This window comes from Ruminococcus flavefaciens (assembly GCF_900143025.1).
GTDB classification, from domain to species: Bacteria; Bacillota; Clostridia; order Oscillospirales; family Ruminococcaceae; genus Ruminococcus; species Ruminococcus flavefaciens_I.
The window spans coordinates 263,672-282,309 of sequence record NZ_FRCT01000005.1; the positions used below are offsets into that span (position 1 = coordinate 263,672).

Annotated in this window: 12 protein-coding genes; 6 read left to right on the top strand and 6 right to left on the bottom strand. The window is 43.0% G+C overall.

Features of this window, described 5'->3' with window-relative positions; translation table 11 throughout:
* Positions 1–40 precede the first annotated feature (40 nt).
* Both BUB28_RS07635 and BUB28_RS07640 read left to right on the top strand, forming a co-directional pair.
* Positions 41–388, top strand: a complete 348-nt coding sequence (locus BUB28_RS07635; protein WP_207647091.1) for a hypothetical protein — start codon at positions 41–43, stop codon at positions 386–388.
* A 14-nt stretch (positions 389–402) separates the two neighbouring features.
* Complete coding sequence (locus tag BUB28_RS07640; protein ID WP_072950338.1) at positions 403–825, top strand: hypothetical protein; 423 nt, start codon at positions 403–405, stop codon at positions 823–825.
* A gap of 44 nt (positions 826–869) precedes the next feature.
* Here the strand turns inward: BUB28_RS07640 and BUB28_RS07645 are convergent, their stop codons facing one another.
* Positions 870–2,171 (bottom strand): GGDEF domain-containing protein, encoded by a 1,302-nt coding sequence (locus BUB28_RS07645; protein WP_072950340.1) that lies wholly within the window; start codon positions 2,169–2,171, stop codon positions 870–872.
* Between the two features lie 358 nt (positions 2,172–2,529).
* Between BUB28_RS07645 and BUB28_RS07650 the strand changes: the two genes are divergently transcribed.
* Positions 2,530–3,180, top strand: a complete 651-nt coding sequence (locus tag BUB28_RS07650; RefSeq protein WP_072950341.1) for a YczE/YyaS/YitT family protein — start codon at positions 2,530–2,532, stop codon at positions 3,178–3,180.
* A 46-nt stretch (positions 3,181–3,226) separates the two neighbouring features.
* Here BUB28_RS07650 and BUB28_RS07655 read toward each other — a convergent pair whose 3' ends face one another.
* From BUB28_RS07655 to BUB28_RS07675, 5 genes are read right to left on the bottom strand one after another with little or no spacing between them, the layout of a single operon-like run.
* Complete coding sequence (locus BUB28_RS07655; protein WP_072950343.1) at positions 3,227–4,393, bottom strand: VWA domain-containing protein; 1,167 nt, start codon at positions 4,391–4,393, stop codon at positions 3,227–3,229.
* 1 nt (position 4,394) lies between these two features.
* Positions 4,395–6,617 carry a DUF5682 family protein gene (locus BUB28_RS07660; RefSeq protein WP_081373431.1) on the bottom strand — a complete coding sequence of 741 codons (2,223 nt, stop codon included), beginning with the start codon at positions 6,615–6,617 and terminating at the stop codon, positions 4,395–4,397.
* Positions 6,617–7,702 carry an ATP-binding protein gene (locus BUB28_RS07665; RefSeq protein ID WP_072950346.1) on the bottom strand — a complete coding sequence of 362 codons (1,086 nt, stop codon included), beginning with the start codon at positions 7,700–7,702 and terminating at the stop codon, positions 6,617–6,619. The genes BUB28_RS07660 and BUB28_RS07665 overlap by 1 nt, the downstream gene beginning before the upstream one ends.
* Before the next feature lie 23 nt (positions 7,703–7,725).
* The gene (locus BUB28_RS07670; protein WP_072950347.1) at positions 7,726–9,582 is read right to left on the bottom strand and encodes a hypothetical protein; all 1,857 of its coding nucleotides are present in this window, start codon (positions 9,580–9,582) and stop codon (positions 7,726–7,728) included.
* Positions 9,583–9,592: 10 nt separating this feature from the next.
* Entirely contained in the window at positions 9,593–11,017 is a 1,425-nt protein-coding gene (locus BUB28_RS07675; protein WP_072950349.1) for an SWIM zinc finger family protein, read from the bottom strand.
* Between the two features lie 187 nt (positions 11,018–11,204).
* Here BUB28_RS07675 and BUB28_RS17010 point away from each other — a divergent pair, with 187 nt between their 5' ends.
* The 3 genes from BUB28_RS17010 to BUB28_RS07685 form a co-directional block, all read left to right on the top strand.
* The gene (locus BUB28_RS17010) at positions 11,205–11,378 is read left to right on the top strand and encodes a hypothetical protein (RefSeq protein WP_175547818.1); all 174 of its coding nucleotides are present in this window, start codon (positions 11,205–11,207) and stop codon (positions 11,376–11,378) included.
* Complete coding sequence (locus BUB28_RS07680; protein WP_072950350.1) at positions 11,378–11,980, top strand: Fic/DOC family protein; 603 nt, start codon at positions 11,378–11,380, stop codon at positions 11,978–11,980. The genes BUB28_RS17010 and BUB28_RS07680 overlap by 1 nt, the downstream gene beginning before the upstream one ends.
* Before the next feature lie 290 nt (positions 11,981–12,270).
* The coding region (locus tag BUB28_RS07685) for a leucine-rich repeat domain-containing protein (protein WP_139277526.1) at positions 12,271–18,638 on the top strand (6,368 nt) is incomplete at its 3' end.

An 18,638-nucleotide genomic window follows, 5' to 3' on the forward strand; every position in this document is an offset into this window, starting at 1 on the left:
GGGGCAGTCATGGGGAGCTCCGGGCCGTAATCTGTATTTTATGCGAAAGGAAAAAGCAATGAACAGTTCAAAATATGATCAGGTAAAATATTCAAAGGCATTAAGATTTGCAGCACTTAGATTTATTGTTGCTGTGTATATATGTTATCTTGCGTTCAAGATCGCATCTGCTGATGATACAACTATGAGTAAGACATTGTGCTGGATAATAGGCGGTGTTTTCATTGCGGCGGCTATAGGCTTTGGTGTATATTCGTACAAGCGTTTTCATGCTGATCTTGATGATGCAAAGCTTAAAGAAGAGGATACGATAGAAGCAGTTGCAGAGGAAGCTGATGCTGAGGATTCAGATGCAGACAGTGATATCTCTGTGAATGAAAACATCTGAAATGGAGATAGTTCATGGGTTTGACAGAAGTAAGAGAGCTTTACATTGATTATATAAATCAGGTGCAAAAGCTGGAAAAGGAAAAAAAGCCGGGTGACGGGCTTTTCGGTATGGGAAAAAAGATATCCGATGATCCCTGTCATGAAGCTTTTGCAGATAAGCTTGATGCCATACTGAAGGAAATTGAAGCTTCAGGACCGTCCTCGGAAGAGGCGGCAGATGTGCTGGAGTATATCTATCATGCACAGGCTGAATATATCAGCTTTACCAGTGCGTACTGGATAATGAACGCTGTACATGGGCTGACGCTGGGGCTTATCCGTTTCCTTGACTCTAAGGACGCAGAAAAGCTTTGTGAGATTTATGATAGGGAAGTACCGCGCAGAAAAAGGTTCCCCGTACAGAAAAAGGTGGCATCGGCTCTTAATAAAAAATGATCCCGAAAGCAGTAATAAACCGCTTTCGGGATTTTTTCATTGTATCAAAGTACCTTTACACAGTTTCTGCCTGCGGATTTTGCTTCGTATACAGCCTTGTCCATGCGTTCAAATGCGGCATCGAGTTCGTCATCAGATCTTACATGAGTCATTCCGATACTACAGGTGATATGACCTACTGTATCAAATGTTTCGGCAGCGACGCTTGTTCTTATCTTTTCAGCAAGGGAAAGGCTTTTGACATCGTTGGTACCGTAGAGTACCACAACAAATTCTTCACCGCCCCAGCGTCCTAAAACTGCTTTATAGCCGTCAATTGATTTAGTGATCGTTTCAACAAAACGGATAAGAGTTGTATCACCGACGGAGTGACCGAATGCATCGTTTACACTCTTGAAAAAGTCTATATCTATCATCAATATGGAAACGTCCATGTTAAACTTCTTCTTAGTTTCAACAGCGTTGCGCATCTCTGTTTCGATACGTCCGTGGTTGTAAACAGATGTGAGAGTATCCTTTGAAGCCATATCTTCATATTTTTTCAGCGTTTCCATAAGCTCGACAGTATTGTCGTGGATATCCTGGACCATGAATACAAATATGAAATCATCGTCATTATTTGTTTCTGCACGGGAGAAAATAAGCTTTACCCATATGAACTTCCCTTCGAGATTAAGCATCATACAGTCATATGAAGATGTTTTTCCCGGAGCAAGATTTTTCTTGAGATATTCGGGAGATGTTCTTTGCATGAAGACCGGCTGATCCTCGGGACCGAACATATTTACTATCTTTTTGCGCCAGTCAGAGTATTTTATCTGCTGATTAATTACTTCATCGGATATTTCGGTTACACTGCAGCTGTTTACGGTATCGTTCAGGAGATCAACATACATTGAGAATAGGTATGTGTTCTGAATGGACTCAACTTTTTTGTTTGTAAGCGCTTCGTCAACGTATTGACTGCCGTCAAGCTCGTCAAGTATGAATATGTACATATCCGGCTGAGAAGTCGGATATATTGTCATCTGAACAACGTGCGGCTGCTCGTTGTAGTTGATCTTTACTCTTTTACTGTATTTGCCGAGGAAAATACCTGCTGTGGGGACAAAGACATGATAATCTTCAACGACCTCGCTTGAACCGTCGCTGAAATGATACCATAGCGTTTTTATGAGGTCGTTGTATTTTCCTTCTTCCTCAACGATCTCAGAAAATAATCCTTTTCTGGCGATAGCCTTGTATTTATCATTTTTTCCGTCAACAGCTATTATTGCGTCAACTTCCTGTGTTATAAAGTTGACTACATTTTCAAGACTGCAATTCTCTAAATTGATAGTACTCACAACGAGTCCCCCCCAAGTTGAATATTTTAGACAGGGCAGAATGGATACCCTGTTATTGTCCGCTTAATTTTGCTGAAAAAGAACCCTATTATCGATTCTATATAGCATTATAACTATATGATATCATATTATTTCAATGTAATTGATAACATTTTGTGAATTAATAATGATAATGGAATAATTTGTAGCGTTGTACAATAAAATGAATGTTGAATTGTTGATTATGCTGTATTTTCTTTCCGCATTTTTTTGAAAGCAGCTGTTATTCAGCTAAAAATGCTTACTTTTGCGCAATAATTAAATTGACATATTTACTATGACCGTGTTATAATCAAGAAAAAATGGAAAGAGTGAAAACATGAAAAGAAGGATAATAATGTCGGTGCTTGGTGTGCTGACGGGTGCTGTAAGTGTTGCCATATTCAAAATGGCAGCCTTCGGAGTTGACCCATTTCAGTCATTTATGAGCGGTATAAGCAAGCTTATACCCATTAGCTTCGGTACGCTTTACGTTATCGTAAATGCTGTGCTGCTGGCGTTCAGTCTCATATTTGACAGGCATTACATCGGTATTGCTACGTTCATAAATCTGTTCCTGTTGGGCTATGTTACGGAATATTCCTACAAGCTGTTCCGCTGGCTCATTCCCGAACCGACCTTGCAGCTCAGAGTGGTATTTCTTATCGTGGGAATTGTGATAATATGCATCGGTTCATCGCTGTATATCACTGCAAATCTCGGTGTTTCCACCTATGATGCTGTAGCACTCATAATGGCGAACAAGTGGAAGATAGGTCAGTTCAGGTTCATACGCGTATGCACTGATCTGTGCTGCGTTGTTCTTGGTGTTGTCATGTTCATTGCAGGTGGAGGACATCTTAAAGAGATATCCACAATAGCAGGCATAGGCACTATAATCACGGCATTTTTTATGGGACCGCTGATAGAGTTTTTCAATGTTCATATTGCAAGGAAAATCCTTGACGGCAGCAAAACCGAAAAGACTTGAAAAAAATACCCGAAAGCAGATTTTTACAACGCTTTCGGGTGCTTTTTTATTTTTTGTCATAAACATTCTGCACGAATGCCTTGAGACTGCGCTTTTTCAGTGCAGCATCAAGAAGCTCGGGAAGCTTTTCGGGCGGACAGGCAAAGCATGGTATATCCATTGCCGAGACCTTTTCCGCAAGCTGTGTATCATAGCAGGGCTTGCCGCTGTCGGATATTGCGAGGAGCACTATTACATTGACCCCAGACGCTTTCAGCTCGGATAGTCTGCGTTCGAGCTGAGCGCGGTTACCTCCCTCATACAGGTCTGTGACTATGAACATGGTGGTCTTTGACGGCTCTGTGATAAGCTCCTGACAATAGGCAACGGACATATTTATATCAGTTCCGCCTCCAAGCTGTATGCCGTAGAGAAGTTCAACAGGGTCGCTGCAAAGGTCGGAAAGGTCATTTACTGCCGTATCAAAGGCGATTATATGTGTTTTAAGAGCGTTTATGCTTGCGAGTATACATCCCATTATGGAGGAGTATATCGCTGATTCGCCCATTGAGCCGCTCTGGTCTATATCAAGTATTACGGTACGTGAAGCGGACTTTGCCGCACGCTCGAAAAAGTAGAATTTTTCGGGGAGCAGTACCTTGCGCTGTGGATCGTAGTTCTTTAAATTGCGGCGTATGGTCATTTTGTAATCCAGAGCGGACGCCGAGGGGATTGGGGAGTGTTCGCGGCGGTTGAGTGCAGCTGTGACCGAACGGCGCAGGTCGTCGGAAAGGCGGCGGTTTATGTCCTCAACTATCTTTGCAATGTATGCTCGTGCGTTGTCCTTGGCTTTTGCGGGTATCTGATCTTTCAGCATGAGAAGCAGTGATGCGGTGGATATATCCGGTTCAAGTCCGTCAAGCATCTCAGGCTCGAAAAGCAGCTGCTTCAGTCCTTTGCGTTCGATGGCGTCCTTTTGTATGACTTTTATTTCCATTGGTGAGAACAGCGTGCGCAGATCGCCCAGCCATTTGGTGAGCTGAGGCGATGAAGCTCCGTGTCCGCCAAGCTTGCCGCCTTTGCCCGATGAAGAGCTGCCGTATATCTGTGAAAGAGCGGAGTCCATGAGTATATCCTCCTGAGACAGCGCAGCACCGCCAAGAGTTGATATTTTGTCCTGTGACTCAGCCCCGAGGATAAGTCTCCAGCGTTTTAAGATCTGTTGATGTTCCATATCATATATCTCCAAAATCAAAATCGTCAAGCTCGTCGATAGCCTGCTGTTCCTCGGCTGTGACCTCGGCGGTTATCATCTCTGCTGCCTGCTGTGTGGAAATTCCAAGAACTTCGCCGATATTTTCGGCTATGTCAGTTTTTTCGGCAGGTGAGAAATCCGCAAATGTTCTTCTAAGCGAGATTAGCACAGGTTTGAATTCATCATCGTCAAGCTCGCTTATAAAGCTGCAAAGCTTTTCCCATAGTGTGAGTCTGCCGATAAGACTGCGGCGGTTTCGTTTTGCAAGTCCCTCGAACCACGCTGCACCCTCGTGAGGAGGTGTGCCTCTTGAAAGACGGCGTGAAACAAGCTCTGACAGCTTTTCGGGAGCTATTTTTCCCTGCTCTGCAAGAAGTGCGCAGGCAAATCCCGATATTAGAGGATTTACCGTATCACTGTCGGAAATGTCGCCGAGGAGAGCGATAAAGCGTTCACTGTCAAGGAAATCGTGAGCGATGCAGGCATCATGTACTGCTGTCATTGCCGTTATAATTTCCTCTGCTGCATTTGCATCGCATATAGAAGCTGTGAAAAGCTGAAGGCAGAATTTCAGATAAAGCTGCTTTATAAGCGGTATGATTGGCTCTGCATCGAGTCTGCGTATGTTTCCGTAGCGGACTGTTGCGGAAAGACTGCCTATTGTGCTGCCCTCGTCCGAGGGGGAAGCGCAGTCAGCAGCCATTTTCTGTACGGCATATGCTGCTGTTTTTATGCAATCGGGGAGTCCGCATAAAAGAGCGGAATAAAGCGTCTTCGCGGTAGCGGTCAGCGTTTCCGAGGAAGCAAGCTCCATATTCAGAGATGTTCTTGCAGCTTCCTCGACTGTATCGCCGTTGAGGGAGGCTTCAACTATTTGTATCTCTGTTTCGGGAGTCCAGCTGATATTCCATTTTTCTGCCCATGTTGCGTTCTCCTGTGAATGAAGCAGCTTTTCACCGAAATGCACCCCTGCCTGCAATAGCCTGTGCAGGAAAAAAGAGCGATTTAGGTCAAGAAATGCTGATTTCTCGGATTTTACTCTCAGGTTTTCACGCAAGTTAAGGTCAAGCTCCTGTACTGTGGCAGTGCGGTAGCGCTCCAGTTTCAGCTCTTTAAGCTGAAGCATGAAGTCCTCCTGTACTGATGTGCAGACCGTACCCTCAGGGAGTTCGCCTATCTTGCTGCCTATTTCTACATCTGCGCAGGCAAGTGATATCTCACCGAAGCTGCCGTGACCAAGACAGGTAACCGCACTGTCACGCAGGTCTGACATTGAGGGGAGTCTGCCGCCTCTCATAGCGGAAAGGGTCAGAGAAAGCCTTTGTGCTTCGATGACCTCTGCCGATGATGCGGAAAAGCCGTTTTTGCGCTGATATGCCGCAAGTGCAGAAAGGTATTCGGGGGCAGTATTATCAAGAGTACCCTTGATACGGTTGTTCCAGAGCATTTCATAGTAAGCAGGAGCTTTGCTGCCTGCACCGTAGCCCGAGCGCGAGGAAAGGCGGTAATATGAATAGGGCATCAGTGTAGCCTTTGAAGCCGCAGCTTCAAGTTTGTCTGTGAGTATTTTGTCCTTGTCGGTATATGGTCTGTCCTTTATACCGCTTGTGTGAAAGGCTCCTGTAATAACAGCTGTTTTGCCGTATTTTTCCTCGGTCTCATTTATCCTGCGGCGCATATATGCTTCTCGAAGCTCGTTATGCTCGTCAGAAATTGAAAATTCCCTTATGGATTTTCCGTATTCCTTTGCGGCAGCTATAAAGTCGTCATAGCTTTCACAGTGTTCAAAGCGGTATTCCCAGAATGTGTCCGTATCAAGTCCTGTAAGCTTTTCAAGCCTGCTGTAGACGCTTTCGCTTTCCTGTGGGCTGTTCTCGTCCTCTCTTTCCCTGCTCAGAAGGCTTCCTGAGGGGAGGTCGCAGAATTCTACAGGGATATTGTTAGTGACAGCCCAGAGCATTGCCTGATATTCGGGAGAAAACTCCGCCATTGGGTACATTACTGTCCTGACGGGAGCTTCTGTAGTATAGGCGAGTATGGCAGCGGGAAGCCGTACCCTCGGAGAGCAAAGTCCTTCAATTAGTCCGCTGAGGTCGGAAGGTCCTTCTATAAGCACAGCCTTTGGCTTTGTGCGGTCAAGGAATTCTCTGACGTAATACGCACAGGCAGGTGACAGGTGTCTTACGCCGTAATATTCAGCCATTATGCATTGCGCTCCATACATTCGCTGTAAAGTTCGGCGTAGTCTCTGCCTTTTTTCCGCATTACATTTTCAAGGTATTCTGTCCACGCAGACTTGTCCTTGTCATCGTCCTTGACTACTGCGCCCTGCAATGCGGCGGCAAGCTCGGAGTCGGTTACTTTTCCGCTGCCGAAGCTGCCTGCAAGTGCCATGCTGTTTACCATTAGTGATATAGCCTCTGCGGAGGAAAGAACGCCGCTTGTGGGCTTTATCTTCACCTGTCCGTCGAGAGTTCTGCCTTCACGCAGCTCACGGAATACAGTTACTATTTTCTCAAAGTCACTGTCTGTAGGCATAGCTGCATTGAGCTCCATATCCTTCGACATCTGTGCAACACGGGTCTTGACTATGTTTATCTCAGTATCCATATCCGACGGCGGTGGGAGTATGACGATGTTGAAACGTCTTTTCAGAGCCGAGGACATTTCGTTTACGCCCTTGTCACGGGTATTGGCTGTAGCTATTATGGAGAAGCCCTTTTTGGCAGCTACTTCCTCGGATAGCTCCGGTATTGAGATGCGCTTTTCGGAAAGAATTGAGATAAGTGCGTCCTGAACCTCGCTAGCACATCTTGATATCTCCTCAAAACGTGCGATAGTACCTGTTTCCATTGCGTTGTATATAGGACTTTTTACAAGAGACTCGAAGGAAGGTCCTTTTGCAAGAAGCATAGCGTAGTTCCATGAGTAGCGTATCTGCTCCTCGGTAGTTCCTGCTGTGCCCTGTATCACCTGTGATGAGTTGCCGTTGATAGCGGCGGTAAGATGCTCTGAGAGCCATGATTTAGCCGTACCGGGTTCGCCTATGAGAAGAAGGGCGCGGTCTGTGACGAGTGTAGCGATGCATATTTCCACGACTCTCTTATCGCCCATGTATTTCGGAGTTATATCAACTCCGCCTACCTTTCCGCCCATTATGTATGTCAGCACTGATTTGGGCGACATCTGCCATCCTTTGGGGATAGGGGCGGTTTCATTTGCTATGAGTGTATCTATCTCGTTTTTGTAAAGCTGTTCTGCTGACAGCCTGAGTATTTCCTGTGCCATTATTTTGCTCCTTTTTATAGATTTTACTGTTTCATTCTCCTGATAGCTTCATTGAGGAACTTTATCTGTTCATCGCTGTGCTGTATGGGCTTTGCAGTCAGGTCTGCTATCAGTCTTTCCATATCCGATACCTTGATATCGGGGGCTATGTTTATATTTATTATGCGTCTGTCGCTGATAATATCATTCCTGTATTTAAGTGAATTATAAATATATTTATACAACACACCGTTAAGCGGTTTGTCGCTGAATTTAATTAGATAATCAAGGGAAGTATGATTAGGGTGATTTCTGTGTACCAGCCATACGTATTTGTTTGCCGAGTCAATAAGGCGGTCATAGTCCGACCTTTTACAGTTTCCGAGAATGAATGAAAGCGTAAGGCATCTCCACTCCATATTTTCGCAGGCTGCTGTCTTTTCGCAATGATGTCTGAAAATGCTGTCCATATCCTCGTCATTGTATATTGAATTGGTGTCAGTCAGGAATTTTATCATATCATCGGGGATAGACCTGAAAAGTCTGAGGCTGTTGCAGCTGCTGTACTGTGAAGCATTATGGCTTCTGTACCTGTACCAGCCGTCGGGAGTAAGGTGGAAATTAATCTGTGCGCACAGTGCTATATCGGAAAGGAGATTCTTGCCGCGGAGCTCCGAGCAGGCGGTTTCAGGAGATTCTATAAGTGCAAGTGTGCTTGCGGCTAAGGAATAGACATCGGGATATTTCGCATAAAGCTCCCTTATCATATCGCGGTATTCTTTGTCGTTATGAGTGCAGATATTTGCTGTAAGAGGAGCGTTCAAAGATTTTATCAGATTAAAGGACTGTATAAGTCCGTTTGAAGAATTGCTGCTGTTTTCTGAAAGATATTTTCCCCACATCTCAAACGCACTTATGACATTCTTTTTATTTGCGAGCAGTCTTAAACTGTACGGAGTGAAGTCAGATGAGAAATCAGCAAGTTTTCCACCCTCTATGAGATGCTGCTTTTGTGCTTTGCATATGTATTCCGAAGCAGCCTGTCCGCTTGCTGCGGTTAAAAGCTCAAGGTCGATGTTTTTGTCGTCCTTTGGCATTTCCGTGATGTATTTATCGGCGATTGGAGAGCCTATCTTTGCAAGTGCGAACATTGCTGCTGACTTTAATTTGCCCTTTGAGGTCTGATACATGGTTATGAGCTGCTCCTCGTTGGCAGGCGAGAAAGACATAGCCTTTATTGCTTCGCAGCGTACTTCCATAGGAGCTTTGCTGTTTTCGGCAAGCTCTGTAAATCTGTCGTTGTACTTATCCTGCGTAAAATAGCTTACCAGCATTATCTGATTGCCCGATGAGTTTTTCTTTGAAAAGTCTATAGAGCTAAGAAGCATAGGCATGAGGTCATCGCCCATAACAGATTCGAGAGCTGTGATGAGCTTGTTCATATATGGCTTATCAGCTGCATTAAGAATAGCTGAAAGTATCCTCGGGTCAGATGCGTTCTGATAGAATTTATCATCGAATTCCTGCGGTGTGTATGCGTTCTTTCGGATAAGCTCCTTGTATTCGTTTATGGTTTTAAGGGAAAGATGTGCAGGGCGTATTCCCTTTAATGGAGCAGCAGGAGCTGTTTTGCTGCTGTCTGTAAATGTGCCCTGAGTTACGGCGAGAGCATCGGCAAGGGCTATGCAATCTGCAATTGCAGATGCTTTATCATCGGCTGTGAGAAGTGAATTGCACATAGCATAGAGCTTTGCAAATACCTTGTTAGCCTCCGACATGGGCTGAAAGCCCTCAATAGCGCGTTTGAGCCTGAAATCCTCGGAAATAAGCGAACAGCCTGCGGCTGCTGAGGCATAGAGTCTGTCTCTGAGTTCATAAAAGGGATTTGTTTTTACTTCCATAGCTGCCTCCTTAAAGCCTTATGATATCGTTTTCGGTGACTATTGAGAAGGGACTGAAATAAAAGCGGTGTTCGGCAGCTTCATAGAAGAGACCGCCGAAAACAGCTCCTCCGCTGAGCGTTCCTGCCAGCATTTTCAGCGATTGGCAAGCTGACGGGAAATCCGAGCAGTCCCTGAGTGAGATAGTCTCTTCTCCGCAGATAAGCACACCGTGTCCGTCAGCGGCATATTCTATGCGGTCAAATTTTATGAGAACCGCTGCATATGGACGCGAAAGAGTATTTTTGAGTTCATTCTTAGCATTTTTTACAGCAGAAGAGATGGTTTCGTCGGCCTTTGAAAGCACCTGACGGAAGTCCTTTTCCGTGACCTCTACGCCCTCTGAGGCTTCCCAGCGTACACGCCTGTTAAGGCTTCCGGGGTAGAGGTATAGTTCCTTTATTATGTAAAGATCAAAGCTTGAATCCTCTGATCTTATGTACTTTGCGGCTCTGTATGGACGGATATTCTCTGTCCTGAAAATATCTCCCGTATCAAGGTCTATCCAGTAGCCCGTGTCAATCTCCGCCTTGTGAGGAACGTCATTCACAACGGTGAATGCAAGCTGCATAAGAGCGGTGTTTTCGCGGTAAAGTCCAAGCTCACGGAGCTGAGAGAGCTTCCATATGCCGCCCATTTCTTCGTACAGGATATTGTCCTCGGGCAGAACCTCGCCTGTTTCAAGCTTTTTGTCGATGTAATCACGGCTCTTGTGAATTGCAGATGAAAGCCTTACACACAGGGCTATGACCTTGTTGGTTTCCTTGTCGTCAGGTTCGGCATCAAGGAGCTGTACTGCTTCGATTATCTCATACATTATAGCCTGCGGCTCGGGGAGATAGTAGTCGCCAAGCTGCTTTGCGAGCTGGCTGTACTGAGTGCAGGCAGCCTTGCTCACTGAGCCTATTCCGTGTTCAAGTATGTCTTTGACAAAGCTGTCGGCAAGATCGAGTCCCTCACGCTGTTTTTTCAGTTTTTTCTCGGCAGCTGACTTGTTAGGCTTAGGGGCGGCTGCTGTTGACTCGCCTGATGCGGCTTTTTCTGCACGTTTTTCTATTTTTTCACGCTTTCTTGCGATATCTTCGGGTATAGCTTCAATATCGAAGCTTTTTCCTGCAAGCCAGTCGTACATTATGGCAAGACAGTGTTTGCAGGGGATCTGTCGGCTTGGACAGGAGCATCTGAAAACGGGAACATCTCCCGAAAAATCAACAGATGCGTTGTAGGGCTTGCTTCCGCTTCCGTAGCAGTCACCGAATATGAGCATTTCGTCATCGGTCTTGCAAAGCTTTCTGAAGCCCCCTGATGATGAGATCTTATTGGCATTGTTCATTGCAGAGGAATTTGCAGCATAATTGCGTATGAATTCCTCTGTTATTGATCTTGCATTGGACATATTGACCTCCTTATTGTAAGAAAAGATATAATGATTATAGCATATTTTTCTGTTTTTTTCAACATTTTGGCTTAAACTCATGGAATTTTTACATTTATATGCTGATAGAGCAGGCATATCTGCGTGAAATAAACTATTGACATCTATATTGGTATCGGTTATAATGTGTAGGTAAGGAGCTGATAGAATGCACAGTGTTTCAACTGAAAAGGCTATAAAAAATCAGGTGGCTTCCGCTAAAATGGAGGGTCTGGGTTTTAGCAAGGAGGCTATTGAGATCATAAAGGAATACGCCGACAACAGACTCTCACATGATAAGCTTATAAAGATAGTTGCGAAAAAGTGCGCTGAAAGGTCATAATGGCAGTATATAGCATTGAAGGCTGTAATGACAGCTGTTATCCCGATACCACGGTTCTTGTCAATAAGCTTGATATAAGGGAACAGGAGCTTTTGAATGAAGCCGAGTCAATAATCGTTACATCGTGTTCGGTAAAGGCTGAAAAGGAGCTTGATTTCAAAGATGTGGATTTTGAGTACTATAAAGGGCTGCATAAGCTTATTTTCGGTGATCTTTATGAATGGGCAGGGACTGTCCGAACTATAAATATCTCTAAAAAAGGTACTGTTTTCTGCGACCATAACGAACTTGAAAGACTGGGAAGGCTGAGATTTGAACGCCTGAGGGCTCGGGATTTCTTTCGGGATATGGAATATGATGAATTTGTTTCAGAGGTCTCTGAGCTGTACCATGAGCTTAATATGCTTCACCCTTTCCGCGAAGGGAACGGACGTACTTTGCGATTGTTCGTAACTCTGCTTGTGAGAAATGCGGAATATGATATCGACTTTGCATTATGTGATCCCGATATGCTTGCAATTGCAAATATAAAGGCTGCTCAGGGTGATATCTCACTGCTGAAAGCCGTTTTTGCTGATATGATAAAAAATGATACCCCATAGGTCTGAGCCGATAAGGTTCTGATCTGTGGGATTTTTTATGCTCAAAAGTAAGACTTTTTGAAGTTAGTATATGAATTTTTATATACCATTTCCGATGGAAATGCGCCTATAATTGCAAATGTTTGACTTTTGCCGAATTATAAGTAAAAAGCAGCTGTTGACATAATCGCAATTTATGATCGGTATTAAGTGAAAATGACTGAAATGTCATTGACAAGTTGTATATTTTCGCTTATAATATATATTTGGTATATTATACCGATTATATGTATTAAGGAGGAATGTGAAAAATGCTTAGAAATCGACTAATAGCAGGATTGCTGAGTGCAGTTATGTGTACTACAGCAGTCATGCCGAATCAGGTATCTGATAGTGCCGGTCGTGAAGCAAACGCAGCTTCGGGCAAGGAAAAAGCTGGCTCAGGCGATTATGACATCAAGTCTACTAATTCGCTGGGAAACTTTCTTGCAGGAGAAGCTGCCCAAAAGAACGTATCTGATCCGCTTGCTGAAAGCAGTGATGCTTCTCAGTTCCAGATAACATCTCTGGAATTTGACAGCGAGACAGGAATGGTACAGATCGCATCTAACCAATCAACAGACGCTAAAATAGTAGTTTCATTTGTTGATGATGAAACTTCTGAATGTGTTCTTAGTGTCGAAACTTCTGTTGAAGCAGGCAAGCTCGTTAACAGCGAGGTCAAAGCCGATATTTCAAAGCTTCCGAAGTATTATGCTGTAAAAGCTCAGCTTTTCAACGATCTGAACCGACCTGTCGGAAAAGAATATGTCCTTAGCAGGTATACAAAGGCTGTTCAGGAGATCATTGCAACCGACATAACAGCATTCGATGAGGAACAGGTAGTTAACCTTGATGAAGATGATACAACTAACTTCCTCGTTCTCAATGAAGATACTGTAAAGGCAGAAAGCTCTGAGGAGCAGAATACTCTTGTTTCTGCCGACTATGACAACAATGTTTTCGTTTTCGACAATGCGGACGAGACTATTTCTTCACTCCGGGAAGGAGAATCCTTATTCATTCAGCCTGATGATCAGAATATCATCGCTGTAAATGTTGAAAATATAGAAAAAGACGGCGATAAGGTAACTGTATCGGGTAACGGTGCTATTGATGATATGTTCGATTTCATCAAGATCGAAACTGACGGCGATTTAAAAAATGCATCGGTTGATACTTCTTGTGCAGATGAAGGTATGTCGTTTCCTAATACCGACGAAAACGGTAATCCGATTTTTAATGACGACGGATCACTGGATTTTGAATATGAGATACCGGAGTATAATGCAGAATTCAAGCTTGAGACCAAAAAGGTTTTCAATATTAATTCAATTCTGGATCCGCAAACGGTCGATCCCCGAAAACTTGATCCGTATGAAGGTACTAAAGGCGAATTTCAGAGAAATCTGTCAGGTACGGTCACCATATCGGCTTCTCTTAATTTTTACAAGAGTTTCACAACAACAGAGATACAATTTGCGTTAAAAGTAACACCTGCTATTACTTTTACCATCGGCTATTCTTCTTCAAATCCTAAAGAAGCGTTTACGACAGTATCTTCAAAATCTGCTGCATCTATTTATGCTACAATAGCAAAGTTTGTTATCCCGACATCGATTCCAGCAGTAGTCGTTGACATTGAACCGCGCCTTTTTGCGGATTTTGTCGGAAATATGACATTAACTTTAAAATGGGAAAATGTGTTGGGATTTACTTATAAGGACGGAGAATTTACAAATGACTCTAAATTGAATCCCGAGAAAACAGTAGATCTCTCATTAAAAATATATGGTGAGATATACGCAGGACTGGAGTTAACGCCTAAAGTTGAGATATTCACAAAAGCTCTTGCATCTGTAGGTATTGATTTTAAAGCAGGTATAAGAATCAGTGCGGAAGCAGATCTCGGAAAAATGTATGACCAATTAGCTCAAAACGCAGATGAGCCTGCTGATAAAGTCATTATTGATTCCGGAAAAGGCGATTCTTACCATGCTTGCAAATTCTGTATGCAGGCAAAAGTTGATTTTGTTGTAAAAATAAAATTAACTCTCATTGTTCTGAGAAAAGAAAAGAAATGGGATCTTCTGACAGTAGAAGTACCGTTGAAATGGGCATATTTCCATTATTCACTTGAAGACGGCTGGGGCTGGGGTGAATGTAATTACAACAGATACAGAACTACGTTCATGGTTTTAAACAAGGCTGACGGCGGTTTTATTCCTGCTGTAGTCAAGCTTAACGATAAGGAAGTGACAGTCGGAGGCAGCGGTGCGACTTTCTATTGTCTGCCAGGTTCGTATGATTATTCTGTAACCTATGACGGAAAGACTTTGGAATCAGGAAGAGTCACAGTAAATAATTCTTCGCAGGATCTGGAGTTTAAAGAAGATGTAAAACTTGACGACGACGGAAACTTTAAAGAATATACACACGGTGATACAAAGTCTGTAACAGGTTCTCCTGTAACAAAGGCAACAACAGCCAAGCGCATAATAGTTACAGAGACTCTTCCTGCTATTAAAGCAGAAAAGGATCAGATTATTGCAGAGACAGGTGCACTGGGAGATAACATCTCATATATGCTCTATCCTAACGGCTATCTCTATGTAGGCGGATTTGGTGAGATGTACGATTTCAGTTCTTCACCTTTCAGAGATCCTTCACTCGTTAAGAATGTTATAATAGAAAATGACGGAGAAATAATCACAAACATAGGAAATGGCGTATTCAACGGCTGTAAGAATATGGAGTCCATAAATATGCCGCAGACTATAAAGAGCATCGGCAAGAACGCTTTCAGAGGCTGTGCTTCGCTTTCTGAAGTTTCTTACGATGAATATGATTATGCAAAAGAAAAGGTAATAGAAGTAAAGTATCCTGAAGGCAAGTTAGTAATGCCGAAGGCTATAGAAACAGTTGGCGAATATGCTTTCAGCGGCTGTGCTTCATTTACTGATATCGTTATTCCCGAAACTATTTCAGAGCTTACTTCTTATGTGTTCTCTGGCACAGGTATTGAGTCTATCAGCGTACCTGAGAATATAATCAAGATCAACGATTACGTATTCAGCGATTGTACCTCGCTAAAAACAGCAGTTATCAGCGAAGCTACAGAAACCATAGGATATCATATATTCAGCGGTTGTTCTGCTATTAAGGATATCACTATCCCGTATATAGGACATTCTCTTGAAAAGGCTGAAGCTGAAAACAGCAAGCAGGAATTCACGGATTTCTTCTACGGCGGTAATGATGCAGATTTTATCAATGTCAATAATACCGACGGCTGGGGAAGGTGGATACCTAAATCCCTTGATTCCATTACAGTTACAAGTGGTACAAGAGTTCCTAATTACGCATTCTATAATATAAAGAGCGTTAAGAACATCTATATTCCGAAAACAATGAAAACGATCGGAAACTATTCATACGCTAATTGTATCTCACTTGAAAATGCTAATATACCTGAGGGCGTTGAGAGCTTAGGTTTATATGCATTCAGCAACTGTTGCAGTACAGCTATGAAAACAGTTGAGTTCCCTAAGAGCCTTACTTCTATAAGTAATTATGCTTTCTCAGAATGTGGAGGTCTCACAAATATTACTGTTCCAAAAACAGTAAAAACTATGGGAGACTACGTTTTCAGCAAGTGCTCTGCACTTGAAAAGGTCGTTATCTACGGCGGTGCAGACGGTATAGGTCATTATATTTTCAGTGAGTGTAAATCACTTGCTGATCTTACTCTTCCTTTTGCAGGATATAATGCAAAGACAATTGATGAGCCAAATGTAAAGTGTGAGCTTTCAGGAATGTTCCTTAACGGTAATGAAAAGGACTATTATTCGATAACAAATACAGACGGCTGGAACAGATGGATACCGAAATCACTTAAAAAGATCACTGTTTTAAGCGGTAAAAGACTTTGTGACTACGCATTCTATCGCTTCGGCGGCGTTGAAAAGTTTGAGATATCCAAGACAGTGACCGAGATAGGCAACTACACATTCGCAGGCTGTGCATCTATCACAAAGGATTATATCCCAGAGAGTGTTGAATACATCGGCAATCATGCATTTGAGGGCTGTACATCGATCTCTGACGGCAAGATAAAAGAGGGCGTTATAAGCATCGGCAATTATGCATTCAGCAATTGCAGCAGCGCTGCACTCAAAACCATTTCTTTCCCTAAGACTCTTACTTCTATCGGCGATCATGCTTTTTCAGGCTGTAAAGGTCTCACAAGCATAAATGTTCCGAACACAGTAAAGAAAATCGGTGAATTTGCATTCAGCGACTGCTCTGCTGTTAAAACTGCTGTTATTTACGGCGGTGAGGAAGGTATCGGAAACTTTGCTTTCAGCGGCTGTAAGTCACTTGCTGATATGACACTTCCTTTTGCAGGTCACTCACTTGCAGGAGTAAACGCTGAGAACAGCAAGCAGGAGATCGTTAATTACTTCCATAGCGGAGATGATAAGGATTATTATAATTTCTGTGACACAAACGGCTGGGGAAGATACGTTCCTAATTCATTGAAGAAAATAACTATACTCGGCGGAAAGCGCATACCTAATTATGCATTCCGAAATCTGAGTTCAGTTGAGTCTATTATTATTCCTAAGAGCATAACCGAAATAGGCGATCATGCATATGATAACTGTACATCAATGACTGAGATCTATATGCCTGAAGGCGTAAAATCTATCGGTTATTCTGCATTCGGCAATTGCAGCAATGCGGCTGTTGATACTGTAAAGTTCCCGACAACTCTTGAAAATATCGGAAACTATGCTTTCTCTGGATGCAGCAGCATTAAAAAGATTTCAGTTCCAAAGACAGTAAAAACTATCGGTAATTTTGTATTCAATGATTGTTCAGGTCTTGTAACAGCTGAAATACTCGGTTCGGGCACAAGCATCGGCTATCATATATTCAGCGGCTGCAAATCGCTTGCTTCAATGACAATACCATTTGCCGGCTATGCACTTGCAGATGTAAATGCCGAAAACAGCTCTCAGTGTATCGCTGATTACTTCAACAACGGCAATGAAGAGGATTATTATAATATAACCAATCCGTCAGGCTGGGGCAGATGGATACCTAAGGCACTTAAAAAGATAACTGTACTCGGAGGAACAAGGATACCGAATTATGCGTTCTATCGTTTAAGAGGCGTTACAGATATCGTTATTCCGGATGAAATAGCATACATAGGAAACTACGCTTTTGCAAGCTGTTCAGAACTGAAGAGCGCACCTATGCCTTCTTCACTGATTTCAATTGGTGTGCGTTCATTTGAGAATTGCAGCAGTACTTCTTTCAAGGGCGTTGAATTCCCTGAAAATCTTACATCTATCGGCAGCTATGCTTTTTCAGACTGTAACGAAATCACAAGCATAAATGTACCTGCTACAGTCCTCAATTTGGGAGATTATGTATTCAATAGCTGTGATAAGCTTAAAAATGCTGAAATTTACGGCGGAAGCAACGGCATCGGCGTATTCATATTTAACGCTTGCTGTTCGCTTGAAACACTCACACTTCCTTTTGCAGGCTTCTCTCTTGATGATGTGAATAAGGACGGCAGCTCTCAGTATGTTGTTGATTACTTCAATGACGGTAATGAGGAAGATTATTATCATATTACAAACGCTGCAGGCTGGGGCAGATGGATACCGAAGTCGTTAAAGACTATCAACATTGTCGGCGGCAAGCGCATCCCGAATTATGCATTCTATCGTTTTGGCGGCGTTGAAAAGATCAATGTTCCTGATGAAATAATCTCTTTCGGAAATCATTCATTTGAAGCCTGCAATTCACTCAAGAATGCACCTATGCCAAAATCACTTGTAACTATAGGTGATTCAGCATTCAATAATTGCAGTGCTGCTGATTTTGACAGCATAGAATTTGCTGACAGCGTTGAATCTATCGGAGCATACGCATTTGCAAACTGCTATAGTCTTTCAAGCGTAACAATTCCCGAAACAGTTATATCTGTGAACGATAGAGTATTTGAAAACTGTACTTCACTTAAATCTGCTGAGTTTATCGGCGAAAATAAGACTATCGGTAACTTTTTATTCAATAAGTGTAAGGCACTTGAAAGCCTTACTGTTCCGTTTGTAGGTTCTTCACTTGCTACGGCAAATGCTGACGGAAGCACTTATCAGTTATCTGAGCTTTTCCTTGACGGAAACGAAGACGATTATTATCGTATTACCAATGCATCGGGCTGGAGCAGATGGATACCTAAGTCGCTTACAACTGTTAAAGTAAACGGCGGCAAGAAGCTTCCTAAGTATTCGTTCTACAGAATGTCAGGTATTAAAGATGTATATCTTCCTAAGATTATTACAACTATCGCTGATAATGCATTCAACGGCTGCAGCGGCATAGAGAATGTTTTCTATCCAAGCACAAGAGCAGACTGGGATAAGAATGTTACTATCGGTGTAAACAATGAAGCTATCGACGGTAAGGTAAGATTCCTTAACGATAACGGAGTTTATGACACAACAACCACAACTTCAGGAACAGTTACAACAACTTCAACAAGCAAAACTACTACATCTGCAACAACATCAAAGACAACAACTTCAACAAGCAAGACTACTACATCTGCAACAACATC

Excerpts from the sequence above, each read along its gene's own strand:
- BUB28_RS07635 (WP_207647091.1), top strand. The coding sequence starts at position 41 with ATGCGAAAGGAAAAAGCAATGAACAGTTCAAAATATGATCAGGTAAAA.
- BUB28_RS07640 (WP_072950338.1), top strand. The coding sequence starts at position 403 with ATGGGTTTGACAGAAGTAAGAGAGCTTTACATTGATTATATAAATCAG.
- BUB28_RS07650 (WP_072950341.1), top strand. The coding sequence starts at position 2,530 with ATGAAAAGAAGGATAATAATGTCGGTGCTTGGTGTGCTGACGGGTGCT.
- BUB28_RS07655 (WP_072950343.1), bottom strand. The coding sequence starts at position 4,393 with ATGGAACATCAACAGATCTTAAAACGCTGGAGACTTATCCTCGGGGCT.
- BUB28_RS07660 (WP_081373431.1), bottom strand. The coding sequence starts at position 6,617 with ATGGCTGAATATTACGGCGTAAGACACCTGTCACCTGCCTGTGCGTAT.
- BUB28_RS07665 (WP_072950346.1), bottom strand. The coding sequence starts at position 7,702 with ATGGCACAGGAAATACTCAGGCTGTCAGCAGAACAGCTTTACAAAAAC.
- BUB28_RS07670 (WP_072950347.1), bottom strand. The coding sequence starts at position 9,582 with ATGGAAGTAAAAACAAATCCCTTTTATGAACTCAGAGACAGACTCTAT.
- BUB28_RS07675 (WP_072950349.1), bottom strand. The coding sequence starts at position 11,017 with ATGTCCAATGCAAGATCAATAACAGAGGAATTCATACGCAATTATGCT.
- BUB28_RS17010 (WP_175547818.1), top strand. The coding sequence starts at position 11,205 with ATGCACAGTGTTTCAACTGAAAAGGCTATAAAAAATCAGGTGGCTTCC.
- BUB28_RS07680 (WP_072950350.1), top strand. The coding sequence starts at position 11,378 with ATGGCAGTATATAGCATTGAAGGCTGTAATGACAGCTGTTATCCCGAT.